Genomic DNA, 22,280 nt, shown 5'->3' with positions numbered 1-22,280 from the left:
GGAGGTTACTTACCAGCTGCCATAGGGAATGCCGTATTTCTCTATATAGCGTTTGGATTTTTCGCTGACCTTATAGGCGTAACGCCCATTATTTTTGCCTTGGTCCGGTCCTAGCAGCTCAACTTCGGCTTGGGTCCGGACTACTTTGATCGGATGACGGCATTCATCCCTTACCCACACTTGAACAACGCCGCCCGGCGCCAGCCCCAGATTGACCGAGGCCATATAGCTGGCGGTTTGTTTTGGCGTTTCTGGGCAGCGACGGTCGGTCGCCCTGCGCATGATCTGTCGAGCCTCTTCCGGGATGTTGATCCATACCCGATAGGTTTGCGGTTCAACCACCGATTGCCAGCGCACGAAAATGCGTTTGGGCAGGTCGGCGCCGACCACGGATTTGCCTCCGACACCGACTCCTGTCCATCCCCTCGCAGACTCCCGGTTGTCCTCAGGTTGTCCGCCTGCTGCAGTTCCGCCGCCGGTGCGGCGAAACAGTTTTCCATTGATATCTTCTACTGCGCTGTCTTCAACCCAAACTTTCATGTAATTGGGCTCGGTGAAACCGAGATCCCACCAAGGACTTTTAGGGTCGTTTTTTCCGGATAGCGGATCGGTGGTCAGGCAGCCACTTAATAGCAGTGTGCCCAGCAGGGCGATGAATGCTCTCATTACCAAAGCGTCCAGTCAGGTACGTGAGGGTGTTGTACTCGCACGGCATCTGCCGTGGGGGCGTTGATGTAGACGACTTTAAGGCTGCCGCCATCCTGTTTGCCAAGTGGGTGGTTCCAGTGGGCCGAGAGATGGATATAACGCAGCTTGAGCATGGTCTCCTCGGCTGGAGTCGTACTGTAGTCACCAGCGACAAATCTGTCACAAAGTGCTTGAAGCTCTGATGGAATTGCGTACTCGGTTGTTTCTGGAATCTCCTGGAATTGCACGCCGTTTTCCTTGGCTAGTTCATACATAACTCGTAGATACACCTTCGCCAGCTTATTGCTCATTGGCCTCTTGAGCTGTAAGCCGACATACATCCGCTTTTGTCGTAAACCGAGACGGTCCTGTGGATCTTGCGGCAGAACCATCGGCTCCGGCGTGACGATCTCCAGCCATTGTGCGGGCCAGCCCTTGGCCAACCAGCGTTTTCTTATCAGGGTAGCGTCCCGGTAAATCGAGGTCTGGGTCACGTCAGTATTGAGTGGCACCTCCAGCGCTTGCATCGGACTGACGAGTACACACTCTTGCATCCCATCCAGATAACCACCGCCGATATCCGAATGCGCGCCGGGTAGAGGGATTTCAACGTGGTCAGGTTTGACCCGGCTCAGGGCAAAGTTGGCCCGGTATTCGTCGCGTGCGACCAGTTGGACGACTGAGCGAAAGTAGCGACGGTCGAGGTGCAGCTTGATACCTGGGGCAATGGCGCTGCGCACGTTGCCCAGGTTGCTCAGCCCGGCAACCGACGGCACCGTATCGAACAGGCCGATAAAGCCCATGTCTAGGTCGTTGCCGTACTGTCGGTTGAAGCGGGGACTGAAGGCCTTGGAGTGGTCGTGCAGAATTAGCTCGAGTGGCCCGAGCCAGCGCACGACTTCATTGGCAAAGTGCCGGGCTGCTGCGGCGCCTCGGCTAAAGCCGAAAGCATCGAAGATCAACGAGGATATTTCACTGTCGGGATATTGCTCGAAGAAAAATGCAATACGTTCCTTGATCTCACGGAACGCCTTCTGCACACATCCTGCGACTCCTGTGTCGCCACGCCCTGTACCCGAGGTTATCAGGCTGTCTTTTTTGCCCGTCTGCGTACCGATACCCTCGAGATAAATTGCAAAGGAGGCTTGCTTTTGCAGACCCATGCCTTCGGGTTCTTGTGCGGAATAGTACAAATCACTCAACCGCTTAACATTGCTCACATCATTCCCGTAACTGCTCTCCGGATCCCTCATATACGGCTTGCAACTGCCATCGATATCCCTGGCTTCAATAGGATGCTGAGCCCCGCAAATCTGACCCATAGCCGAGTTGCTGGCGTTGTTGCCGGTGCCATCAAAGAACACACCGATACGCAGCGCCACCTGAACCTTGTCGGGCGGTGGCGCAGGCTCCTTGGCGTACTTTTCGTACTGGGCCCAGAGCTGTTCACCGTAGCTGGGCTGGTCGGTTTCTGCTGCGCGTTCGGCGGGCCGCTGGTTGGGGTTGGCGGGCCGAAGAAGGTTGGGCATCGGCCCGGGTCCGTTGCTGGCCATGGGTGGTCCTGGTTCAGGCGAAAGGGGCGCTGAGAACCGTACCGGGAATGGCGGGCGATGGATTTAGGAGGAATCTGCAAGAGGTTGGGCAGGTGCTGATTCGGTTGTAGGAGCGATTGATTGCCGGGATGTTTTTGTTGCCTGGGTGGGCGCTATCGCGAGCAAGCTTCGCTCCTACAGAAGAGCGTTTGCTCGCGATTGCGGGTTCAGTGCCAGGCGCCGAGTGCGCCGAGGCTGAGCATCACCGCCGCCAGCATCCCCACTAGGGCAAACAACTGCTGCAACCGCGGCCCTGCCAGGTAGCGGGCGACTTGCCGGCCGGCGATCAGGCCCAGCACCGCGCCGCCGGCGAAGGGCGCGCCCACCGCCCAGTGCATCACGCCGCTGAGGCTGGCGGTGATGACGCTGCCGGTGGACACCAGGGCGATCACCGCCAGGGAGGTGGCGACGATGCTTTTGCTGTCGAGGTTGGTGTAGCGGGTCAGCGCCGGGATGATCACGAAGCCGCCGCCGACGCCGAGCAGGCCGGAGAGCAGCCCGGAGAGCATGCCGGTGAAGGTCAGGGCGCGGGCGCAGGGCAGGGTCCAGCGCAGCCGGCCCTGCAAGGGGTTGAGCACGCAGGGCTGGAAGGCCGCCCTGGGCGCCGGCTGGCCGTGGCGCAGTTCGCGGGTGGCCTTGAGCAGGATGCGTCCGCAGGCGTACAGCAGCACCGCGGAAAACAGCAGGGCCAGCGGCAGGTTCGGCAGGCGGTGGGCCAGCCACAGGCCGACCGGCGCCATGAGGATGCCGATGGCGGCGACGAAGCCGGCGGCGCGGTAACGCACTATGCCTTCGCGCAGCCCCAGCACCGCGCCCACCGCGGCCGCCAGGCCCACCGCGAGCAGGCCGATGGGCGCGGCCTCGACCATGCTCAGGCCGAGGCCGAACACCAGCAGCGGCACCGCGAGAATCCCGCCGCCGGCCCCGGTCAATGCCAGGATCGCCCCGATCAGCGCGCCGAGCCCGGCGCCCAACAAGCTGTACTCACTCATGATTCCGGCAGGTCCGTCACCAGGCTGGGCCGCGCCAGCCACTCATGGCCCTTGAGCATTCCGCGCCAGTACAGCGGCGGCAGGATGCGCTCCTTCAACCACCAGGCGCGGCGGGTCGGCTGGCGACCGTCCAGCAGCCAGGCCGGGAAGCTCGGCGCGACCTTGCCGCCGTAGGTGAATTCGGCGAGGACGATCTTGCCGCGCTCCACGGTCAGCGGGCAGGAGCCGTAGCCGTCGTACTGCGCCCTGGTCGGCAGGCGCTTGAGGTTCACCAGCACGTTGGTGGCCACCACCGGCGCCTGCTTGCGCGCCGCCGCGGCGGTTTTCGCGTTGCTGGTATTGGTCCCGTCGCCGAGGCCATGGATGTTGCTGTAGCGCTTGTGCTGCAGGCTGTGCGGGTCGACATCGATCCAGCCGGCGGCATCCGCCAGTGGGCTGTTACGGATAAAGTCCGGGGCGGTCTGCGGCGGCACCACGTGCAGCATGTCGAAGGGCAGCTCGATGCGTTCCTGCTGGCCCTCGGCGTTGTTGCGGATGAAGGTCGCCCGTTTGTCGGGGCCGTCCACCGCCACCAGGTTGTGGCCGAAATCCAGGGCGATGGCGTATTTCTTCACGTACTCCATCAGTGCCGGCACGTAGTCCGGCACGCCGAACAGCACGCCGCCGGCATTCAGGAAGCGGGTGTTGATCTGCCCCAACCGACCGTTGCGCAGCCAGTGATCGCAGGACAGATACATGGCCTTCTGTGGCGCGCCGGCGCATTTGATCGGCATCGGCGGCTGGCTGAACAGCGCCTGGCCCTGCTTGAGGTTCTGCGCCAGTTGCCAGGTGTAGGGCGCCAGGTCGTAGCGGTAATTGGAGGTCACGCCGTTTTTGCCCAGGGTTTCGCTCAGGCCCTCGATGGCGTTCCAGTCGAGCTTGAGGCCTGGGCAGACCACCAATTGGTCATACCCCAGTACACGACCGTCGTTGAGTACCAGGGCGTTGTGCTCCGGCTCGAAGCTGCTCACCGCGGCCTGGATCCATTTCACCCCCTTGGGGATCAGCGAGGCCATGCCGCGAGCGGTGTCTTCGGCGCGGAACACCCCGGCGCCGACCAGGGTCCAGCCGGGCTGGTAATAGTGGGTGTCGGCCGGGTCGATGATGGCGACGTCCAGATGGGGCTCGCGGCTGATCAGGCTGGACGCGGTGGCAATGCCGGCCGCGCCGCCGCCGACGATCAGCACCTGGTGGCTGCCGTTGACGGCTCGTTGAATGGGGGAAATCGGGCGCATGGCAGCGTCTCCTGGTGGAGTGGCGTTATAGGTTTTAAAGGGCGTTCAGCGGGATCTTCAGGTAGCTCACGCCGTTGTCGTCGGGCTCGGGGAACTGGCCGCTGCGCATGTTGACCTGCACCGAGGGCAGGATCAGCACCGGCATTTCCAGGGTGGCGTCGCGGGCTTCGCGCATGCGCACAAAGCTGTCCTCATCGATCCCTTGGTGGATATGAATGTTGTTGGCGCGCTGTTCGGCGACCGTGGTCATGTATTGCAGTTCGCGGCCGTTGGGCAGGTAGTCGTGGCACATGAACAGCCGGGTCTGCGGCGGCAGGGCGAGGATCTTGCCGATGGAGCGGTACAGGGTGCGCGCGTCGGCGCCGGGGAAGTCGCAGCGGGCGGTTCCGTAGTCGGGCATGAACAGGGTGTCGCCGACAAAAGCCACGGTTTCTTCGCCGACCTGTACCAGATAGGTCATGCACGCCGGGGTATGGCCGGGCGTGTGCAGGGCGCGGGCCTGGAGGTTGCCGATGGCGAAGCGGCTGTCGTCTTCGAGCAGCACGTCGAACTGGCTGCCGTCGCGGGCAAAACCCTGGCCCTCGTTGAACAGCTGGCCGAACACCTGCTGCACCACGGTGATCTGGTTGCCGATCGCCACCCGGGCGCCGAGCTGCGCCTTGAGGTAGGCCGCGGCGGACAGGTGATCGGCGTGCACGTGGGTCTCGAGGATCCAGTCGACCTGGGCGTCCAGTTCCCGCACCCGGGCAATCAGCTTGTCGGCGGACTCGGTGCGGGTGCGGCCGGACTTGGGGTCGTAGTCCAGCACGCTATCGATCAGCGCGCAGCGCCGGGTGTCGAGGTCCATCACCAGGTAGCTGATGGTCCATGTCTGGTGGTCGAAAAAGGCTTCTACGCACAGCGATGCGCCGATGATCATTGGGCTCTCCGAACAATAGGGTGACGCCGGCCGGGGCGGGCAGTCGTCACTTGAACTGTCAATAAACGTGCCAACCGGCGTGCGCTGTTTTTACCGCCCATTCATTGAATTCAAAGGCTTGGGGCGGACGTTCCGGCTGTCACTGTCAATTGTAGGTGGCAGTCGATTGGCAGTTTCTGGCAGAAAATGGCAGAAGCCGGGCCCTTGGTTTAAGCTGCCGCGCAACGCCCAGGAGTTGCCATGCCCCAGCCCACCAATGCCCTCGCCACTGCTGAAATGTTAGCCCTGATGTCCTATCTGGAACATGACGCCCAGCCGACAATCCTGTTAGACACCGACTACAACATCCTCGCGGCCAACACCGCCTACCAGCGCCAGTTCGGTGTCGAGGGCAAACCCCATGTCGGCGCCAAGTGCTATCGGGTGTCCCACCAGTTCGCGGTGCCTTGCGACCAGGCCGGCGAACATTGCCCGATGCGCAAGGCCTTCGAGACCCGCCTGCCGGAGCGCCTGCTGCATATCCATCACACCCCGCGCGGGCCGGAGCATGTGGACGTCGAGCTGCGGCCGATCCTCGGCGACACGGGGCAGGTGGTGGCCTATGTCGAGCGCCTGAGTTCGGTGGCGGTGGCTTCGGTGCAACCACAGCAGAAGGGCCTGGTGGGCCGTTCGCCAGCCTTCAATGCGGCCTTGAGCGCCCTGCAGCGGGCGGCGCCGTCGCAGATCCCGGTGCTGTTGCAGGGCGAGTCCGGTACCGGCAAGGAGCTGTTCGCCCGCGCCCTGCACGACGGCAGCCCGCGTGCCAGTGGGCCGCTGGTGGTAGTCGATTGCACCGGCCTGACCGAGTCGCTGCTGGAGAGCGAACTGTTCGGCTATGAGAAGGGCGCCTTTACCGGCGCCCTGCAACGCAAGATCGGCCTGGCCGAAGCGGCCCATGGCGGCACCCTGTTTCTCGACGAGATCGGCGAAGTGCCGCTGGCGATGCAGGTCAAGCTGCTGCGCCTGATCGAGTCCGGCAGCTTTCGTCCGGTGGGCAGCCTGCGCACCGTGCATTCGGACTTCCGCCTGGTCTCGGCGACCCACAAGCCGCTCAAGGAAATGGTCGTCGCCGGCACCTTCCGCCAGGACCTCTACTACCGCATCAGCGCTTTCCCGATCCGCCTGCCGGCCCTGCGCGAGCGCAGCGACGACCTGCCGCTGCTGATCGACAGCCTGCTGCAACGCCTGGCGCCGGGCGCCGTGCCGCGGGTCGCGCCGGAAGCCCTGGAGCGCCTGGGCCTGTATGCCTACCCGGGCAATATCCGCGAGCTGCGCAATATCCTCGAACGGGCACGGTTGTTCAGCGACGACGGGGTGATCCGGGTCGAGGACTTGCCCGAGGAATTGCGCGCCGGCAGTGCCGCCGCCACAACGCAGCCGAGCCGGCGCCGCGCGGGCAAGGACCTGGAGCAACTGGCCCACGCTCTGGAAGTGTTCGAAGGCTCACGCAGCGAACTGGCCAAGGCCCTGGGCCTGAGCGAACGCACCCTGTATCGGCGGTTGAAGGCCCTGGGCATTTCCTGAACCTGCTCGCCCCCTCAATATTCCGCTCCCGCTCAATGCTTGTGTAGCCGCTGCCGCAGGCTGCGATCGAGCGGCACGCTCGCAGGGATCTTGCCGGCGCCGGAGACCCTTCGGGTCTATCGCAGGCTTCGCCAGCGGCTACAGGGATGCTGCGCCCCCTCGATATTCCGCTCCCGCTCAATGCTTGTGTAGCCGCTGCCGCAGGCTGCGATCGGGCGGCACGCCCGTAGCGGTCTTGCCGGCGCTGGAGACCCTGCGGGTCTATCGCAGGCTTCGCCAGCGGCTACAGGGATACTGCGCCCCCTCGATATTCCGCTCCCGCTCAATGCTTGTGTAGCCGCTGCCGCAGGCTGCGATCGAGCGGCACGCTCGTGGCGATCTTGCCGGCGCCGGAGCCCCTTCGGGTCTATCGCAGGCTGCGCCAGCGGCTACAGGGATGCTGCGACCCCTCTCGATATTCCGGCCCCGCTCAATGCTTGTGTAGCCGCTGGCGCAGGCTGCGATCGAGCGGCACGCTCGCGGCGATCTTGCCGGCGCCGGAGACCCTTCGGGTCTATCGCAGGCTGCGCCAGCGGCTACAGGGGGGCTTCAGCTTGAGGGCACGATGGCGGTGTGGCGCGGTCGTAGCTTCTGCCCCCTTTATCCGCCGCCTTGCCAAGAGTGCGGGCACTTCAGGAGCTGCCATGAGCCAGGACCTACTCGCCACCGAAACCAATCGCCGCCAGTTGCAGCAGATCATTTCCGGGCTGTCCGACGGGGTCATCCTGCTCGAGGCGGACCGGCGCATCGTTTGGGCCAACGAGGCGGCGCTGGCCATGCACGGGGTCGAAGCCATCGGTGAGCTGGGTGCCGATGACCGCCAGTACGCCGAGCGTTTCGCCCTGCGTTATCGCAACAATCACCCCCTGGCCCTGGACAGCTACCCGATCAATAGGGTCGCCGCCGGGGAGACCTTCAGCGATGTGGTGGTGGAGGTGCGCAGCGGCGAGGGTGAGGAGGAACGCACCTGGGTGCATCGGGTACGCAGCATGATCCTCACCGACCGCGCCGGCGAGGTGGAGTCCCTGGTGCTGATCCTCAGCGACGCCACCGAGTGGGCCAGCGCCGAACAGCGTTTCGAGAAGACCTTCAATTCCAACCCGGCGCCGGCGGTGATCTGCCGCCTCGGCGACCTGCGCTACATCAAGGTCAACCAGGGCTTCCTGGAAATGACCGGTTATGCCCGCGACCAGGTGATCGGCCGCTCGGTGTACGAGGTGGATGTGCTGGAGGGCGCCGAGCGCAAGGACCTGGCCATCGAGCGCCTGGGCCAGGGCGCGACCATCCCGCAAATGCAGGCCGAGCTGCGCCTGCCCGAAGGCGGCAGCAAGCTGGTGATAGTCGCCGGTCAGCCGCTGGATATCAACGAAGAAGACTGCATGCTGTTTTCCTTCATGGACCTGGAACCGCGGCGCAAGGCGGAGACGGCCCTGCGCCAGAGCGAGGAGCGTTTTGCCAAGGCCTTCCGCCTGACGCCGGTGCCGACCCTGGTGTGCGGCGCCGACAGCCAGCAGATAGTCGACGTCAACGAAGCCTTTCTCGACAGCACCGGTTATGCCGCCGAAGAGCTGCTGGGCAAGACCGTGGAAGAGGTCGGCTTTATCGCCAGCCCGCAGGCCTGTGCCAGCCTGTTCGGCGCCCTGGAGAAAAGCGCCGATGTCCGCAACCTCGACCTCAGGGTGCTGAAGAAGGGCGGTGAACTGCTCGATTGCGTGGTCTCGGCCGACACGGTGAATATCCAGGACAAGCCCAGCTACCTGCTGGTGCTGATGGACATTACCGAGCGCAAGCGCTCCGAGCTGGAGCTGGTGTCGGCGATCGAGGAGGTGATGCGCGATGCCTCGTGGTTCAGCCAGACCCTGATCGAAAAGCTGGCCAATGTGCGCAGCGCCAACCAGGCCGAGCAGCCCAGTGCGTCCTTTACCGACCTGACCGCCCGCGAGCGCGATGTGCTGGGGCTGATCTGCGAGGGCCTGGCCGACAAGGAGATTGCCGCGCGCCTGCAGCTGGCCCTCAGCACGGTGCGCAATCACCTGGCCACGGTGTATTCCAAGCTGGCGGTGCACAGCCGCGCCGAGGCCATTGTCTGGGCTCGCGAACGCGGGCTGTTCAGCGGCGAGCGTCGCGGCAAGGCGCAGCGCTGACCGGTGCAAATGCACCAGTGTCACCAGTACAAATGACGCTTCTGCAGCGTCACGGGGTTTCTTAGGCTGGGTGATGTGCGGTGCCGTGGCGGACACGGGCCGTTCACCGAACATCATCAGCTGAAGGAATGCACGATGCGTAGCGAACAGATCAAAGGTGCGGTGGGCACGGCGGCCGGCAAGGCCCAGGGCGCAGTAGGCGAGCTGCTGGACGACCAGCAGATGCGCCTGGAAGGCGCCGCCCGCCAGGCCGCGGGGCAGTTGCAGGAAACCTATGGCGATGCCCTGGACTGTGTCTCCCGTTTCGTCCGTGATAAACCCTTGGCCAGCGTCGCCATCCTTGCCGGGGTCGGCCTGCTGGCCGGCCTGTTGTGGCGCCGCCGCTGAGGGAGGCCTGGGTGATTTCCCAGGCGCTGTTGCGCCGCTACATCGAACAGGGCTTCGCGCCCCTGGCCTGTGCCTTCAGCACCGGCTCCGATGCCACACTGACCCTGCGGGTCTTCGAGGCTGAAAGCGGCCGGGTCGACCTGGTGGTCACCGGCATCGACCCGCGCACGCTCGCGACAGAAGCGGACGTGCTGGCGATGATCGAGGAGCTGCTGTACGAGTTACGCAGCAACTCCATCGACGTGGTGCATTTGTCCTGACCAGGGAGCCGCCTCTGTAGGAGCGAGGCTTGCCCGCGATGGTGGTGAACGATAACGCGGNCGTTGCCATGAGGATTTTTCGCGGGCAAGCCTCGCTCCTACAGAAGAACGCATTCCTCTGTAGCAGCAGTTCAATCCTTGGCAATCAAACTCGGCCGGCAATCGAGGCTCAGGCGCGCGCCGCCGCTGTCGCTGCTGCCGACGTCGAGCTTGAAGCCATGCAGGCTGACGATGGCCGCGACTATGGACAGGCCGAGGCCGAAGCCGCCGTGGGAGTTGCTGTCGTCGACCCGGTAGAAGCGCTGGAACACTGCCTTGCGCTCGGCCTCGGGAATGCCGGGGCCGGAGTCGAGGACTTCCAGGCGCGTGCAGCCGCCATCCTCCACCCCGCGCAGAATCACCTCGCCGCCCGGCGGGGTGAACTTGATCGAGTTGCTCAACAGGTTGGCCAGGGCCTCGAACAGCAGGGCGCGGTCGCCGGTCAGGCTCGGCAGCGTGCCCGGCACATCCAGGGTCAGGGTCAACTGGCCTTCCTCGGCCAGCGGCAGGTAAAAGTCATACAGCTCGCGCAGCAACGGCAGCGGGTCGAGCTCGACAAACCCCGAGCGGCGCTGGTGATCTTCGATTTCGGAAATCCGCAGCAGGCCGCGAAAGCGCGCCATCAGCCGGTCGGCCTCGGCCAGCACCTGGTCCAGCTGCAAGGCTTCGGGCGTGCCCTCGACCGCCTGTTGCTGCATGCGATACAGCTGCGCGCGCAGGCGGGTCAGCGGGGTGCGCAGGTCGTGGGCGATGTTGTCGCACACACCCTTGACCTCGTTCATCAGCCGTTCGATGCGGTCGAGCATGGCGTTGACGATGGCCGCCAGCATGTCCAGCTCGTCGCGGCGGTTGGACAGCGGCAAGCGGTGGGTCATGTCGCCGGCGACTATCGCCTCGGCGCTGGCCTGGATGCCGCGAATCCGCCGCAGCGGCCGGCGCCTGAGCAGGTGCCAGCCGGCGGCGCCGGGGATGATGGTCAGCGACACGCCCCACAGCAGCGCGTGGAGAATGATCCGCGTCACCGCGAACAGCGAGCCGTTGTCGCGCACCAGGATCAGCCAGCGGCCGTCGCGGGTGTAGGTGGCCACCGCATCGCAGCTGTCGCGGGGCAGGTTGGGGTCGTCGGAGTCGATGCAGCCCTTGAGCTCGTGGATCTGCCCGTCCAGCGGCAGGTCGTCGGGGATCTCGCGGATCGGCCCGCTGAGGTAGTGACGCCGCTCGTCGAACAGGCCATAGGCGTCGATGGCGCGCATGTCGAAGGTCATGCTGGTGGTCAGGGCTTCTTCCAGCTGCTCGCCCTGGAAGCGCGCGAACAGGTGCTGGCGCTGCATCAGCGAGTGCTTGGCGAGGCTTTCCAGGTAGCCGGACACCTCGTAGTACATGACGCCCATGAGGATGCAGCTCCAGGCCACGAATAGCGAACTGTAGAGCGCCAGCAGGCGGCTGCTGGAGGAGCGCCAGCCCTTAGAGGGGTTCAGCAATGACATAACCCGAGCCTCGCACGGTGCGGATCAGCGGGGTCATGCCGGGCGGATCGATCTTCTTGCGCAGGCGGCCGATGTGCACGTCGATCAGGTTGGTGCCCGGGTCGAAGTGATAGCCCCAGACCTCCTCGAAAATCATCATCCGCGAGAGGATCTGGCCGGTGTTGCGCATCAGGAATTCCAGCAGCTTGTATTCGGTGGGCAACAGGCTCAGCAACTGGTCGGCGCGGGTCGCTTCGCGGCTGATCAGGTTCAGCTCCAGGTCGGCGACCCGCAGGCTGGTTTCGAATTCCTGCACCGTGCTCTTGCGCCGCAGCAGCACCTCGACCCGAGCGGCCATTTCGTCGGAGGCGAAGGGTTTGGTCAGGTAGTCGTCGCCACCGGCGCGCAGGCCGCGCACGCGCTCGTCGACGTCGGACAGGGCGCTGATCATCAGGATCGGCGTCGACACACCAATGGTGCGCAGGGTGGTGACGATCGCCAGGCCGTCCAGCTCGGGTAGCATGCGGTCGAGGGTGATCAGGTCGTAGTCGCCGCTGACGGCGCGCACCAGGCCTTCGCGACCGTTGTCGACCCAATCCACGTCCAGCCCGTGGCTGCTCAGTTCCGCCACGATTTCGCGGGCGGTTACGGCATCGTCTTCGATGGTCAGAATGCGGGTCATAAGGGCTTACCTGATTGGGGATTTCATGACGCAGGCCTGCATTTTGCCAAGAAATCGCCGCGGGCTTTCTAAAAAATCTTTCATCTTCATACCAGTGCCCTGGCGAACGCAGGGTAGCAGGCGGGCCGGGTGGGGCAATCGTTGATATCATCCAGCTATTACTGGCTGGCATGGACGCTGCGCAATGCACCTACCTCATTACCTCGACTTCAAAGCCCTAGGCGCCTGCCTGTTGTTGCTGGCGGTGGCCCCGGCGTTCGCCGCCAATCAGCCGTGCTCGGGCAAGAAAGGCGGGATCGCCGGCTGCGACGGCGAGCTGTTCCTGTGCAACGACGGCTCCATCAGCGGCTCCAAGCAAAACTGCGCCGCGCGCTACGGCAACTCGGGCCAGGCCGCGCGCCCACAAAGCCTGTTGCGCAGCAGCGACGGCTGCTCCTGTGGCAGTGGCAGTTTCTGCACCGGGCCACGGGGCGGGGTCTATTGCCTGACCCCGAGCGGCAGCAAAAGCTACAAGCGTAAATAACGCCCGCAGACGCCGATTGGACAGGCCCGGGCGCCTCTACTAGCGTTGCCGGCACGGCGCCGCCGGGGGCCGCTATCGGGGACAAGACGAATGGACAAAAAGCAAGCCAGGCGCCAAGTCATTGCCAGCCTCGAGGCCGGGCGCTCCAGGGGCGAAACCTTTGCCGCGTTTGCCGGCAGCGGAATCAAGGAGCGGCTGCTGGCGTTCTGGATCGCCGCTTATTCCGACCCAGTGCTCTATGCCCGGCACCGGCGCAAGATCCAGATCCTGTTGGCAGTGATGCTGCTGCAGGCGGTCGTCGGCGCGGTGGCCGGGTTCTTCCTCGGCTCGGTCATAGGTCCGAAGGCTGCATGGGTATTCGCGCTCTTGGGCGGCCTGGTGCCGCTGCTGTTCGCCTGGGGCTTCCATAAACCTTCGGCGAACGCCTACAGCCTCTATGCTCTTCTGACCCTGTCACAATTCCCCCGATTGTTCGAAGGTTATGCCGAAGACCCGTTGGGTACTCTGATCGGCGCGGCCATGACCTTGGGGGTGGTGTTTTTCGCGATGTACGTGCGCAGTCTGATCTTTCCGGATTTCGCTTTCATCGGGCCGCGCAAGGTCAAGGGTCGCTACGTGTTTTCCAGTTAGGGCAGGGCGGCGGGGGCGCATTCCAGGGCCTTCCGCTTTGCTTGGCCCAGATCAATGTTCTTGTTCGACAAACCTACTAGATTGGCCTGGTGTTCAGCTCCGAGGAGCTGGCGTCGCGCAACCCTGAACCGGGTCGAAGCCCAGGTTCAGGGTGATGCACAGCAGGACGCTGGCATTCCTCTTCACTCAAGGACGAATTTCCTGATGCGCCATACCGAACGAACCTTCGATATCCAGCCGCTGCAACAGGCGGATATGACCATCAGCCTCAATGGCCAGCCGGTGACGGCGGCGATTGGTGAAACCGTACTCAGCGTCATCCAGTCCCTCGGGCTGCGTCAGGTGGCGCGCAACGACCACGGCCAGCTGGCCGGCGCCTATTGCGGCATGGGCGTGTGCCATTGCTGCCTGGTGCAGATCGACGGCCGACACAAGCGCCGGGCCTGCCAGACTCAGGTGCGGCCGGGCATGCAGGTGCAGACCGAAGTCAACCGCATCGTTGCCGCGGAGGAGGTGCTATGAGCCTCAATCCCCTGATCGTCGGCGGCGGCCCCGCCGGCATGGCGGCCGCCATCGAGCTGGCCGAGCACGGTGTGCGCAGCACCCTGATCGACGAGGCCTCGCGCCTGGGTGGCGTGGTCTACCGCGGGCCGCTGCGCGACGGCGTGCAGCTGGACTACCTAGGGCCGCGTTATTGCGAAGCCCTGGCGAAACTGCACGGGGCCTTTTCCGACTGCGAACAGATGATCGACGTGCGCCTCAACCACCGGGTGGTGGGGGCCGAAGGCAAGGGCAGCCTGGTCCTGCTGGATGCCGACGAGCAGTTGCAGGAGGTGGCCTATCCGCAGTTGTTGCTGGCCGCCGGTTGCCATGAGCGCAGCGTGCCGTTTCCCGGCTGGACCTTGCCCGGGGTGATGCTGCTGGGCGGCTTGCAGCTGCAGATCAAGAGCGGCGTGGTCAAGCCGCGCGGGCCGGTGGTGATCGCCGGCACCGGGCCGCTGCTGCCGCTGGTGGCCTGCCAGCTGCACGCCAGTGGCGCGAACGTGGCGGCGGTCTACGAGGCCTGCACCTTTGGCCGGATCGCCAAGGAAAGCCTGGCGCTGCTGAACAAGCCGCAGCTGTTCCTCGACGGCCTGAGCATGCTGGCCTACCTCAAGCTGCACCGCATTCCTGTGCATTACGGCTGGGGCGTGGTCGAGGCCCAGGGCACGGACGGCCTGGAAAGCGTCAGCGTGGCACCGTACTCGGCGCGCTGGGAGCCGGACCTGAGCCGCCAGCAACAAGTCGCCGCCCAGACCCTGGCGGTGGGCTACGGCTTTATCCCGCGCACCCAGCTCAGCCAGCAGATGGGCCTCAACCACGGCTTCAGCCATGACGGCTACCTGCGGGCCACGGCCAACGTCTGGCAGCAAAGCAGCGAGCCGCACATTCACCTGGCCGGCGACATGGGCGGGATTCGCGGCGGCGAGGCGGCGATGCTCACCGGGCGCATCGCCGCGCTGTCGATCCTGATGCAGCGCGATGTGCTGAGTAACGAGGCGGCCTTGGAGCGGCGCCAGAAGTACCAGAGCAAACTGGCTTCCATCACCCGTTTCCGCGCCGCGGTGGACCGCTACACCGAACGCGGCACCGGGCAGATCGAACTGCCGGCCGCCGACACCCTGATCTGCCGCTGCGAACACGCGACCCGTGGCGATATCGACCGCGCCCTGGAGCAGGGCGTGCAGGACATGGCCAGCCTGAAGATGCGCACCCGGGTGAGCATGGGCGACTGCCAGGGCCGCATGTGCGTGGGCTATTGCAGCGACCGTCTGCGCCAGGCCACCGGGCGCCAGGATGTGGGCTGGCTGCGCCCGCGTTTCCCCCTGGACCCGATTCCCTTTTCCGCTTTCCCTCAACCGAGCAAGGATGCTTTGAATCATGAGTAAGTTCTACGACGTGGTCATCGCTGGCGGTGGTGTGATCGGCGCTTCCTGCGCGTACCAGTTGTCCAAGCGCAAGAACCTGCGGGTGGCGTTGATCGACGCCAAGCGTCCGGGCAACGCCACCCGTGCCTCGGCCGGCGGCCTGTGGGCCATCGGCGAGTCGGTGGGGCTGGGCTGCGGGGTGATCTTCTTTCGCATGATGTCGGCGCGCAACAAGCGCCAGGCCCAGGGTTCGGCGGTGCTGGTGGACTCCAGCACGCCGCATATCCTGCCGCAGTCGTTCTTCGACTTCGCCCTGCAATCCAACGGCTTGTACCCGCAGTTGCACGAGGAACTGCGCGAGCGCCATGGCATGGACTTCAAGTTCGAGCGCACCGGGCTGAAGTTCGTGATCTACGACGACGAGGACCGGCTCTATGCCGAGCACATCGTGGCTTGCATCCCGCACTTGTCCCATCAGGTGCGCTGGCTCGACCAGGCGGCGCTGCGCGAGGCGGAGCCGAATGTCAGCCATCACGCCCAGGGTGCCCTGGAATTCCTTTGCGACCACCAGGTCAACCCGTTCCGCCTGGCCGACGCCTACACCGAAGGCGCGCGGCAGAACGGCGTGGACATGTACTTCAACACCAACGTCACCGGCGTGCTGCACCAGGGCAGCCGGATCAGCGGGGTGCAGACGGCGGAGGCGGGGCTTTTCCATTGCGACACCCTGATCAACGCCGCCGGCGCCTGGGCCGCCGAGCTGAGCCTGCAAGCCACCGGCGCGAGCATTCCGGTGAAGCCGGTCAAGGGCCAGATCCTGCTCACCGAGCGCATGCCGCAACTGCTCAACGGTTGCCTGACCACCAGCGATTGCTACATGGCGCAGAAGGACAATGGCGAGATCCTGATCGGCAGCACCACCGAGGACAAGGGCTTCGACATCAGCACCACCTACCGGGAGATCCAGGGCCTGGTGCAGGGCGCGGTGCGTTGCGTGCCGCAACTCGAACAGGTCAACCTCAAGCGCTGCTGGGCCGGTTTGCGTCCGGGCTCGCCGGATGAGCTGCCGATCCTCGGGCCGATGTGCGGGGTGGAGGGTTACCTCAATGCCTGCGGACACTTCCGCACCGGCATCCTGACCTCGGCGATCACTGGGGTGCTGTTGGATCGGTTGGTGAATGAGGAGGCGTTGCCGCTGGATATCACGCCGTTCCTCGCCGAGCGTTTCGGCTTGCAGGCGGTGGCGCCGTTGCAGGTGGCGCTGGGCTGAGCCTGGCGCGGTGCTTCAGAAGCACCGCGTCGCCCTTGAGCCTTTTNGGAGCGAGGCTTGCCCGCGATTAACGTGAACGATAACGCGATGTCACTGAAACACCGCGCCGCCTGGTGGCCTCAAACCATCGGCGTACTGACAAACAGCTCCAACCCTTCCGCATACTCCGCAAACGCCTTGACCCTTGGAAACCGCGTGGCATCCAGATGCTCGGCCACCACCAGCTGGGTAAAGCTCCAGGCCACGGCCAGGCTGATACCGGCCTGATCGATGCCGCCATCGGTGGCCAGCGGACGTTTCTCCAATTCTTTTTCCAACTCGCCATAGGCCGCCGCCAGCTGCCCGCGAACCCGCTCCAGCCAGGGTTCGTGCTGCTTCTGTGCGGGGCGCAGCTGGTACTCGTAGTAGATCTGCACCGACTTCTCGCATGCCGCCAGCGCCAGGCCGATCAGCCGCAGGTCGTGGGCCCGCGCCTGGGGCGCCGCCGGCAACAGGCTGCGGCCGGCCAGGGTTTCCAGGTAGTCGATGATCAGGCACGAATCCATCAGCACCGTGCCGTCGTCGCAGATCAGGGTCGGCGCCTTGACCACCGGATTGATGCGCTGGAACTGCTCGAAGGTGCGAAACACCGACAACGCCTCATGCTCGAACGGGATATCCAGGCGCTTGAGGGTGAGGGCGACACGGCGAACATAGGGTGAATCGAGCATACCGATGAGTTTCATTGAGCATTTCCTTGTGCGGCACAACGAGACAGGGGAGGGCAGCGGCTAATTTAGCGACAAATGTCCGGGGTTGGCTATCGGGGGCTTGGTTATTGCTGTCAATCGTCGATGACCTGTATTCCAGGTGTAATGAAGCGAGGATGAAAGTTCTCGGGCAGCCTGTTGGTGCAATGTTCGAGGGAGCTGAAAGCATGAGGCTGGTTATATGAGCGCGAAGTTGTAAAAGGCCCGCCAGGCACCTTTATCGGTATGCTTGATAAGGGGTTGGAAACCCGCAGCCTGATATTGCGCTGCGGGTTTAAGCGTCCGAAGCAGTATTAAACAAGTTCTACTGTTTCGGTTTGACAGGCTCAATAAAGCGCTGTGCCTCTCAAACCGCTGCTTTATTGTTCACTCCACGCGATTGCCTTATTGAAAGCCTCATAGGTTTCGGACTCGATAAACTCGACAGTCGGAACGATTTTGAGTGATTTCAGCAGGTCCTCGACATCGTCTTCCTGCCCGATTTGCACAAAGAACTGCTGGATACTGCTCATCTCGCTGTTGGTCAGGCTGCCGAGGAAATTCGTCCCTACGTAGTTTTGAGCCACATAAAAACTGTAGTTATTGTTGCCAACCTTGGACTTGTATATCAGCGTCAGTCCGCCGGCCCCCAAGGTGACTTTGCCATCGCTTTCCTCTTTCATCTCCCTGGCGATAGTGTCGTGATCAGTTTCTCCCGCATTCTTGGTTCCACCGAAAAACTGCGGCATGCCGCCATAAACCAGATTGGCGCGTTTGATGGGGAAGTAAAGGTAGCCATTATCCTCGTCTTCGGAATACAGAAGAATTGCGTATGCTTTATCGGTCATGATGCGCTCCTTGCGTGAGTTTGAACTTGAACCTCAAACTTCCCTGGCACTGCGAGGGATTGATCCTGATGCCCATGACCAGCACTTGATTGAACAGAGCAGCACCCTTGTGCTGTGGAGCATCCGTTACCCAGCGTAGGTGAGCGACGTAGCCGGTGCCGGTCTTTCAGATGAAAAGCATGAGACGGCCTCGTAGCCGGGTGGGGCAGGGCTATCGTGTAGGAAGCATTGGCTGAACATCGGCAGGAGAAGCGCTATGCATCCCACCCGAACCGCCCTTGTCCTTGCCGGTGGCGGCAGCCTCGGAGCTGTCCAGGTGGGGATGCTGCGGGCGCTGCTCGAAAAGCACGTGGGGTTCGACCTGGTGGTCGGCGCGTCGGTCGGCGCCCTCAACGGTGCCTACTTTGCCGCCAGGCCCAATGCCCGCGGGGTCGCCGAACTGGCCGATTTCTGGCGGGGCTTGCACAAGGCTGATGTGTTTCCGTTTTCCTTCATTGACGCGCTGTCTTCCTTGCTCAAGCGGCGCGGCTGCCTGCTGCCCTCGTCGGCGCTGGCGAGCCTGGTGCGCCGGGTGCTGCCGGTCACCCGCATCGAAGACACCGAACTGCCCCTGCATATCGTCACCACCAACCTGCTCACCGGGGCCGAGGAGCTGCTGTCCAGCGGCAGCGTCGAGCAGGCCCTGCTGGCCAGCGCCGCGATTCCCCTGGTGTTTCCCTGGGTGCAGATCGGCGACAAGCTGCTGGTCGACGGTGGCGTCGCCAGCAACACCCCGATCGCCGCGGCGGTGTCCCTGGGCGCGACCCGGGTCATAGTGGTACCGACCGGATTCGGTTGCGCCTGCCCACGACCGCCGAGCGGCTTGATCGCCCTGGCCTTGCACACCCTGAACCTGATGAGCATGCGCCAGCTGGTGCGGGACATTGAGCTCTATTCGCCACAGGCGGCGATCCATGTGGTCGCGCCGCTGTGTCCGCTGGGCATTTCGGTGTTCGACTTCAGCCAGACCGAGCAACTGCTGCAACGGGCCCACCAGCAAACCCTGACCTGGGTCGAAGAGGGCGGCCTGATCCGCACCGGCGTGCCGGGGGCGTTGCAGGCGCATACGCACTCGGCGGGGTGAGGCTCAGTCCTCGAACCCCGCCTGCTCGTGAATCTCGTCGACCTTCAGTTCCAGGCGGTAGGCCACGGCGATGAACAGCGCCTGGCACAGGCACAGGGTCGCGCTCAGGGAGCGGAAGGCGAAGGAGCTGCCTTCGTTGACCAGCAGCACGCTGTTGGCGCGCTTGGCCAGGGGCGACAGGTTGCTGTCGGTGATGATCAGCGTCTTGGCCTGGTGGTGCTGGGCGATGCGCAGGCAGTGCTGGGTTTCCTTGGCATAGGGGGTGAAGCTGATGGCGATCACCAGGTCGTTGGGGCGGATGCTGCGCATCTGCTCGCGGTAGCTGCCGCCCAGGCCCGACACCAGGTGGATGCGCTTGTTGGTGTGCTGCAGGTTGTACACCAGGTAATCGGCCACGGCGAAGGAGCGGCGCACCCCGACCACGTAGATGTTGTCGGCGTTGACCACCAGGTCCACGGCCTTGTCGAAGGCCGCGTCATCCAGTTCCAGGCCCAGGCGCTCGATGCCCGACAGGGTGGCGTTGATGCACTCGCGCGCCAGGTCGCCGCCGCTGGCCTTCTGCGACTTGTTGGCGATCATGCTGCGGATGCGCTGCTGGTAGTTCTGTACCGGGGTGGTCTTGTGGGTATAGGCCTCGCGAAACAGCGCCTGCATTTCGCTGAAACCGCTGAAACCGAAGCGCTGGGAGAAGCGCACGATGGCCGAAGGGTGCACCTCGCATTCGCGGGCGATGTCGCTGATGCGGTCGACCATGATCCGGTCGCTCTGCTGGCTCATGTAGCTGGCGATGCGCTTGAGCTGGCGCGGCAGGCTTTCGTATTCCTGGGTGATCAGCTGCAGCAGGCGTTCGGCATTGATCGGGGGGCTGGCGAGGTCGCTGTCTTGCGGGCTCTCGGTCGTGGCCGGCTGATCGGTGCGGGACATAGGCAATCCTTCTGTGCTTACTGGCTTGTACTTGATGGGAACGGGCCTGTTCTCCATTCCCTGACAATAGGTGGGCTGTGCGCAGTCTACAGGGTCGGCGCGGGGAAAATCTTGAGGCGCGCAGCCATAGGCAGCCTGCTGAAACGATGCACGCTGCCTGGACCGGCCTTGAAAAAGTTTATTGGAAAAAATATTCCACGTAAAAAATTTATAGAAAAAATATTGATTGGTGTCGGTGAACGTTTTAGTCTGCATCCACCAAGAGCGTTCGGCGCCTTCCTCGGTGCCACGCGCAGGCTGATAAAAATAACAGGAGCCAGCATGGGCCAGACTCGTTTTGCCAGTGGGCGTCAATTGGATCTGATTTGCCTCGGACGCCTGGGCGTCGACCTTTACGCACAGCAGGTCGGGGCCCGGCTGGAAGATGTCGCAAGCTTCGCCAAATACCTCGGCGGCTCGTCCGCCAACATCGCCTTCGGCACCGCGCGCCTGGGCTTGCGCTCGGCGATGCTGGGCCGGGTCGGCGACGATCACATGGGGCGCTTCCTGGTGGAGTCCCTGGCCCGCGAAGGCTGCGACGTCAGTGCGATCAAGGTCGATCCGGAGCGCCTGACCGCCCTGGTCCTGCTCGGTCTCAAGGACCGCGAGACCTTCCCCCTGGTGTTCTACCGCGAGAACTGCGCCGACATGGCCCTGCGCGCCGAAGACATCAGCGAAGCCTTTATCGCCTCCAGCAAAGCCTTGCTGATCACCGGCACCCATTTCTCCACCGACGGTGTGTACCAGGCCAGTCTCCAGGCCCTGGAGTACGCCGAACAGCACAACGTCAAACGCGTGCTCGACATCGACTACCGCCCGGTGCTCTGGGGCCTGGCGGGCAAGGCCGATGGCGAGACCCGGTTTGTCGCCGACCAGAATGTCAGCGCCCATGTGCAGAAGATCCTGCCGCGCTTCGACCTGATCGTCGGCACCGAAGAAGAATTCCTGATCGCCGGCGGCAGCGACGACCTGCTCAGCGCCTTGCGCACGGTGCGCTCGCTGACCGCCGCGACCCTGGTGGTCAAGCTCGGTCCCCAGGGCTGCACGGTGATCCACGGGGCGATCCCGGCGCGCCTGGAAGACGGCGCCATTTATCCCGGGGTGCGGGTCGAAGTGCTCAACGTGCTGGGGGCGGGCGATGCCTTTATGTCCGGCTTCCTCAGCGGCTGGCTGGAGGACGCCAGTGACGAGCGCTGCTGCCAGCTGGCCAATGCCTGCGGTGGTCTGGTGGTGTCGCGCCATGCCTGCGCGCCGGCGATGCCGACCCGCGCCGAGCTGGATTACCTGTTCAACAGCCCGGTGCCCATCACCCGGCCGGACCAGGACACCGCCCTGCAGCGCCTGCATCAGGTCAGCGTGCCGCGCAAGGCCTGGAAGCAGCTGTTCATCTTCGCCTTCGACCATCGCGGGCAGTTGGTGGAACTGGCGCAGAAGGGCGGGCGCGAGCTCAAGGCCATTGGCCAACTCAAGCAGCTGTTTATCCAGGCCGTGGAGCGGGTCGAGGCCGACTTGCGTGAGCAGGGCGTCGAAGCCGATGTCGGCCTGCTGGCCGACCAGCGTTTCGGCCAGGATTCGCTGAACGCCGCCACCGGCCGTGGCTGGTGGGTGGCGCGGCCGGTGGAAGTCCAGGGCTCGCGGCCGCTGGCCTTTGAGCACGGGCGTTCGATTGGCAGCAACCTGATTGCCTGGCCCCAGGAACAGATCATCAAGTGCCTGGTGCAGTACCACCCGGACGACGAGCCGCTGCTGCGCCTGGAACAGGAAGCGCAGATCAAGGGCCTGTACCAGGCGTCCCAGGTCAGCGGCCATGAGCTGCTGCTGGAAATCATTCCGCCCAAGGACCATCCCTCGACTCACCCGGACGTGCTCTACCGCGCCCTCAAGCGCCTGTACAACCTGGGCATCTTCCCGGCCTGGTGGAAGATCGAGGCGCAGAGCGCCGAAGACTGGACCCGGCTCGACGAGCTGATCGAGGAGCGCGACCCCTATTGCCGTGGCGTGGTGCTGCTGGGCCTCAACGCCCCGGCGACAGCCCTGGCCGAGGGGTTCCGCCAGGCCGGCAACAGCCGCACCTGCCGCGGGTTCGCCGTGGGCCGCACGATTTTCCACGAACCGAGCCGGGCCTGGCTGGCGAACGAGATCGACGATGAAACCCTGATCCGCCGGGTGCAGGCGACCTTCGTCGAACTGATCGACGCCTGGCGCGCTGCCCGCAGCTGATCCACGTCTTCTGTAGGAGCGAGG

At 64.1% G+C, this 22,280-nt stretch carries 22 protein-coding genes; 11 read left to right on the top strand and 11 right to left on the bottom strand.

Going from position 1 to position 22,280, the window contains the following annotated elements:
• Nucleotides 1–9: 9 nt before the first annotated feature.
• From ACTJKT_RS13490 to ACTJKT_RS13470, 5 genes are all read right to left on the bottom strand, one after another.
• Complete coding sequence (locus ACTJKT_RS13490; protein ID WP_440787449.1) at nt 10–666, bottom strand: DUF2931 family protein; 657 nt, start codon at nt 664–666, stop codon at nt 10–12.
• Nucleotides 666–2,240, bottom strand: coding sequence for a phospholipase effector Tle1 domain-containing protein (locus tag ACTJKT_RS13485; RefSeq protein WP_440787448.1), 1,575 nt, complete (start codon nt 2,238–2,240; stop codon nt 666–668). Before ACTJKT_RS13485 ends, ACTJKT_RS13490 begins: the two co-directional genes overlap by 1 nt.
• Nucleotides 2,241–2,446: 206 nt before the next feature.
• Complete coding sequence (locus tag ACTJKT_RS13480) at nt 2,447–3,271, bottom strand: sulfite exporter TauE/SafE family protein (protein ID WP_025809465.1); 825 nt, start codon at nt 3,269–3,271, stop codon at nt 2,447–2,449.
• Nucleotides 3,268–4,545: an NAD(P)/FAD-dependent oxidoreductase gene (locus tag ACTJKT_RS13475; protein ID WP_440787447.1), complete on the bottom strand. Its 1,278-nt coding sequence runs from the start codon at nt 4,543–4,545 to the stop codon at nt 3,268–3,270. Before ACTJKT_RS13475 ends, ACTJKT_RS13480 begins: the two co-directional genes overlap by 4 nt.
• A gap of 34 nt (nt 4,546–4,579) precedes the next feature.
• On the bottom strand, nt 4,580–5,464 hold the full coding sequence (locus ACTJKT_RS13470; RefSeq protein WP_053278647.1) for an MBL fold metallo-hydrolase: 885 nt from the start codon (nt 5,462–5,464) through the stop codon (nt 4,580–4,582).
• Between the two features lie 240 nt (nt 5,465–5,704).
• Here ACTJKT_RS13470 and ACTJKT_RS13465 point away from each other — a divergent pair, with 240 nt between their 5' ends.
• The 4 genes from ACTJKT_RS13465 (at nt 5,705) to ACTJKT_RS13450 (ending at nt 9,857) form a co-directional block, all read left to right on the top strand.
• On the top strand, nt 5,705–7,027 hold the full coding sequence (locus ACTJKT_RS13465) for a sigma-54 interaction domain-containing protein (RefSeq protein WP_440787446.1): 1,323 nt from the start codon (nt 5,705–5,707) through the stop codon (nt 7,025–7,027).
• A 683-nt stretch (nt 7,028–7,710) separates the two neighbouring features.
• Nucleotides 7,711–9,210 carry a PAS domain S-box protein gene (locus ACTJKT_RS13460; protein ID WP_440787445.1) on the top strand — a complete coding sequence of 500 codons (1,500 nt, stop codon included), beginning with the start codon at nt 7,711–7,713 and terminating at the stop codon, nt 9,208–9,210.
• Nucleotides 9,211–9,345: 135 nt separating this feature from the next.
• Complete coding sequence (locus ACTJKT_RS13455) at nt 9,346–9,597, top strand: CsbD family protein (protein WP_440787444.1); 252 nt, start codon at nt 9,346–9,348, stop codon at nt 9,595–9,597.
• A gap of 11 nt (nt 9,598–9,608) precedes the next feature.
• The gene (locus tag ACTJKT_RS13450) at nt 9,609–9,857 is read left to right on the top strand and encodes a DUF1652 domain-containing protein (RefSeq protein ID WP_440787443.1); all 249 of its coding nucleotides are present in this window, start codon (nt 9,609–9,611) and stop codon (nt 9,855–9,857) included.
• Nucleotides 9,858–9,988: 131 nt separating this feature from the next.
• Here ACTJKT_RS13450 and ACTJKT_RS13445 read toward each other — a convergent pair whose 3' ends face one another.
• Together ACTJKT_RS13445 and ACTJKT_RS13440 are read right to left on the bottom strand one after the other, a co-directional pair.
• Nucleotides 9,989–11,383 (bottom strand): sensor histidine kinase, encoded by a 1,395-nt coding sequence (locus ACTJKT_RS13445; protein WP_440787442.1) that lies wholly within the window; start codon nt 11,381–11,383, stop codon nt 9,989–9,991.
• Nucleotides 11,361–12,044: a response regulator transcription factor gene (locus ACTJKT_RS13440; RefSeq protein ID WP_007930717.1), complete on the bottom strand. Its 684-nt coding sequence runs from the start codon at nt 12,042–12,044 to the stop codon at nt 11,361–11,363. Before ACTJKT_RS13440 ends, ACTJKT_RS13445 begins: the two co-directional genes overlap by 23 nt.
• A gap of 184 nt (nt 12,045–12,228) precedes the next feature.
• Here ACTJKT_RS13440 and ACTJKT_RS13435 point away from each other — a divergent pair, with 184 nt between their 5' ends.
• The 5 genes from ACTJKT_RS13435 to hcnC all read left to right on the top strand — a co-directional run bounded on the left by ACTJKT_RS13435 (nt 12,229) and on the right by hcnC (nt 16,374).
• Nucleotides 12,229–12,567: a hypothetical protein gene (locus ACTJKT_RS13435; RefSeq protein ID WP_440787441.1), complete on the top strand. Its 339-nt coding sequence runs from the start codon at nt 12,229–12,231 to the stop codon at nt 12,565–12,567.
• A 90-nt stretch (nt 12,568–12,657) separates the two neighbouring features.
• Nucleotides 12,658–13,197 (top strand): hypothetical protein, encoded by a 540-nt coding sequence (locus tag ACTJKT_RS13430; RefSeq protein WP_440787440.1) that lies wholly within the window; start codon nt 12,658–12,660, stop codon nt 13,195–13,197.
• 204 nt (nt 13,198–13,401) lie between these two features.
• The gene (hcnA, locus tag ACTJKT_RS13425) at nt 13,402–13,719 is read left to right on the top strand and encodes a cyanide-forming glycine dehydrogenase subunit HcnA (protein ID WP_009048456.1); all 318 of its coding nucleotides are present in this window, start codon (nt 13,402–13,404) and stop codon (nt 13,717–13,719) included.
• Complete coding sequence (gene hcnB, locus ACTJKT_RS13420; RefSeq protein WP_440787439.1) at nt 13,716–15,125, top strand: cyanide-forming glycine dehydrogenase subunit HcnB; 1,410 nt, start codon at nt 13,716–13,718, stop codon at nt 15,123–15,125. The genes hcnA and hcnB overlap by 4 nt, the downstream gene beginning before the upstream one ends.
• Nucleotides 15,118–16,374: a cyanide-forming glycine dehydrogenase subunit HcnC gene (gene hcnC / locus ACTJKT_RS13415; protein ID WP_440787438.1), complete on the top strand. Its 1,257-nt coding sequence runs from the start codon at nt 15,118–15,120 to the stop codon at nt 16,372–16,374. The genes hcnB and hcnC overlap by 8 nt, the downstream gene beginning before the upstream one ends.
• 119 nt (nt 16,375–16,493) lie before the next feature.
• Here hcnC and ACTJKT_RS13410 read toward each other — a convergent pair whose 3' ends face one another.
• Both ACTJKT_RS13410 and ACTJKT_RS13405 read right to left on the bottom strand, forming a co-directional pair.
• Entirely contained in the window at nt 16,494–17,099 is a 606-nt protein-coding gene (locus ACTJKT_RS13410; protein ID WP_440787437.1) for a glutathione S-transferase, read from the bottom strand.
• A 383-nt stretch (nt 17,100–17,482) separates the two neighbouring features.
• Entirely contained in the window at nt 17,483–17,950 is a 468-nt protein-coding gene (locus ACTJKT_RS13405) for an NUDIX hydrolase (protein ID WP_097303020.1), read from the bottom strand.
• 256 nt (nt 17,951–18,206) lie between these two features.
• Between ACTJKT_RS13405 and ACTJKT_RS13400 the strand changes: the two genes are divergently transcribed.
• Nucleotides 18,207–19,073 (top strand): patatin-like phospholipase family protein, encoded by an 867-nt coding sequence (locus ACTJKT_RS13400; RefSeq protein WP_440787436.1) that lies wholly within the window; start codon nt 18,207–18,209, stop codon nt 19,071–19,073.
• Nucleotides 19,074–19,076: 3 nt separating this feature from the next.
• Here ACTJKT_RS13400 and ACTJKT_RS13395 read toward each other — a convergent pair whose 3' ends face one another.
• Nucleotides 19,077–19,997, bottom strand: coding sequence for a MurR/RpiR family transcriptional regulator (locus ACTJKT_RS13395; RefSeq protein WP_009048462.1), 921 nt, complete (start codon nt 19,995–19,997; stop codon nt 19,077–19,079).
• Nucleotides 19,998–20,083: 86 nt separating this feature from the next.
• Nucleotides 20,084–20,320: a hypothetical protein gene (locus ACTJKT_RS13390; RefSeq protein WP_440787435.1), complete on the bottom strand. Its 237-nt coding sequence runs from the start codon at nt 20,318–20,320 to the stop codon at nt 20,084–20,086.
• Here ACTJKT_RS13390 and ACTJKT_RS13385 point away from each other — a divergent pair.
• Nucleotides 20,319–22,256 (top strand): bifunctional 5-dehydro-2-deoxygluconokinase/5-dehydro-2-deoxyphosphogluconate aldolase, encoded by a 1,938-nt coding sequence (locus ACTJKT_RS13385; RefSeq protein WP_440787434.1) that lies wholly within the window; start codon nt 20,319–20,321, stop codon nt 22,254–22,256. The two genes, ACTJKT_RS13390 and ACTJKT_RS13385, sit on opposite strands and share 2 nt — an antisense overlap.
• Nucleotides 22,257–22,280 lie beyond the last annotated feature (24 nt).

Origin of the sequence: Pseudomonas sp. 22526 (genome assembly GCF_052044735.1) — a bacterium.
Classification (GTDB): Bacteria; Pseudomonadota; Gammaproteobacteria; order Pseudomonadales; family Pseudomonadaceae; genus Aquipseudomonas; species Aquipseudomonas piscium.
Note: the sequence above shows the minus strand (reverse complement) of the source record. Positions and strands in the feature narration are given on the sequence as shown.

What these genes read in the sequence shown, in the direction of transcription:
- ACTJKT_RS13490 (WP_440787449.1), bottom strand. Translation starts at nt 666, where the DNA reads ATGAGAGCATTCATCGCCCTGCTGGGCACACTGCTATTAAGTGGCTGC.
- ACTJKT_RS13485 (WP_440787448.1), bottom strand. Translation starts at nt 2,240, where the DNA reads ATGGCCAGCAACGGACCCGGGCCGATGCCCAACCTTCTTCGGCCCGCC.
- ACTJKT_RS13480 (WP_025809465.1), bottom strand. Translation starts at nt 3,271, where the DNA reads ATGAGTGAGTACAGCTTGTTGGGCGCCGGGCTCGGCGCGCTGATCGGG.
- ACTJKT_RS13475 (WP_440787447.1), bottom strand. Translation starts at nt 4,545, where the DNA reads ATGCGCCCGATTTCCCCCATTCAACGAGCCGTCAACGGCAGCCACCAG.
- ACTJKT_RS13470 (WP_053278647.1), bottom strand. Translation starts at nt 5,464, where the DNA reads ATGATCATCGGCGCATCGCTGTGCGTAGAAGCCTTTTTCGACCACCAG.
- ACTJKT_RS13465 (WP_440787446.1), top strand. Translation starts at nt 5,705, where the DNA reads ATGCCCCAGCCCACCAATGCCCTCGCCACTGCTGAAATGTTAGCCCTG.
- ACTJKT_RS13460 (WP_440787445.1), top strand. Translation starts at nt 7,711, where the DNA reads ATGAGCCAGGACCTACTCGCCACCGAAACCAATCGCCGCCAGTTGCAG.
- ACTJKT_RS13455 (WP_440787444.1), top strand. Translation starts at nt 9,346, where the DNA reads ATGCGTAGCGAACAGATCAAAGGTGCGGTGGGCACGGCGGCCGGCAAG.
- ACTJKT_RS13445 (WP_440787442.1), bottom strand. Translation starts at nt 11,383, where the DNA reads ATGTCATTGCTGAACCCCTCTAAGGGCTGGCGCTCCTCCAGCAGCCGC.
- ACTJKT_RS13440 (WP_007930717.1), bottom strand. Translation starts at nt 12,044, where the DNA reads ATGACCCGCATTCTGACCATCGAAGACGATGCCGTAACCGCCCGCGAA.
- ACTJKT_RS13435 (WP_440787441.1), top strand. Translation starts at nt 12,229, where the DNA reads ATGCACCTACCTCATTACCTCGACTTCAAAGCCCTAGGCGCCTGCCTG.
- ACTJKT_RS13430 (WP_440787440.1), top strand. Translation starts at nt 12,658, where the DNA reads ATGGACAAAAAGCAAGCCAGGCGCCAAGTCATTGCCAGCCTCGAGGCC.
- hcnA (WP_009048456.1), top strand. Translation starts at nt 13,402, where the DNA reads ATGCGCCATACCGAACGAACCTTCGATATCCAGCCGCTGCAACAGGCG.
- hcnB (WP_440787439.1), top strand. Translation starts at nt 13,716, where the DNA reads ATGAGCCTCAATCCCCTGATCGTCGGCGGCGGCCCCGCCGGCATGGCG.
- hcnC (WP_440787438.1), top strand. Translation starts at nt 15,118, where the DNA reads ATGAGTAAGTTCTACGACGTGGTCATCGCTGGCGGTGGTGTGATCGGC.
- ACTJKT_RS13410 (WP_440787437.1), bottom strand. Translation starts at nt 17,099, where the DNA reads ATGAAACTCATCGGTATGCTCGATTCACCCTATGTTCGCCGTGTCGCC.
- ACTJKT_RS13405 (WP_097303020.1), bottom strand. Translation starts at nt 17,950, where the DNA reads ATGACCGATAAAGCATACGCAATTCTTCTGTATTCCGAAGACGAGGAT.
- ACTJKT_RS13400 (WP_440787436.1), top strand. Translation starts at nt 18,207, where the DNA reads ATGCATCCCACCCGAACCGCCCTTGTCCTTGCCGGTGGCGGCAGCCTC.
- ACTJKT_RS13395 (WP_009048462.1), bottom strand. Translation starts at nt 19,997, where the DNA reads ATGTCCCGCACCGATCAGCCGGCCACGACCGAGAGCCCGCAAGACAGC.
- ACTJKT_RS13385 (WP_440787434.1), top strand. Translation starts at nt 20,319, where the DNA reads ATGGGCCAGACTCGTTTTGCCAGTGGGCGTCAATTGGATCTGATTTGC.
- ACTJKT_RS13390 (WP_440787435.1), bottom strand. Translation starts at nt 20,320, where the DNA reads ATGCTGGCTCCTGTTATTTTTATCAGCCTGCGCGTGGCACCGAGGAAG.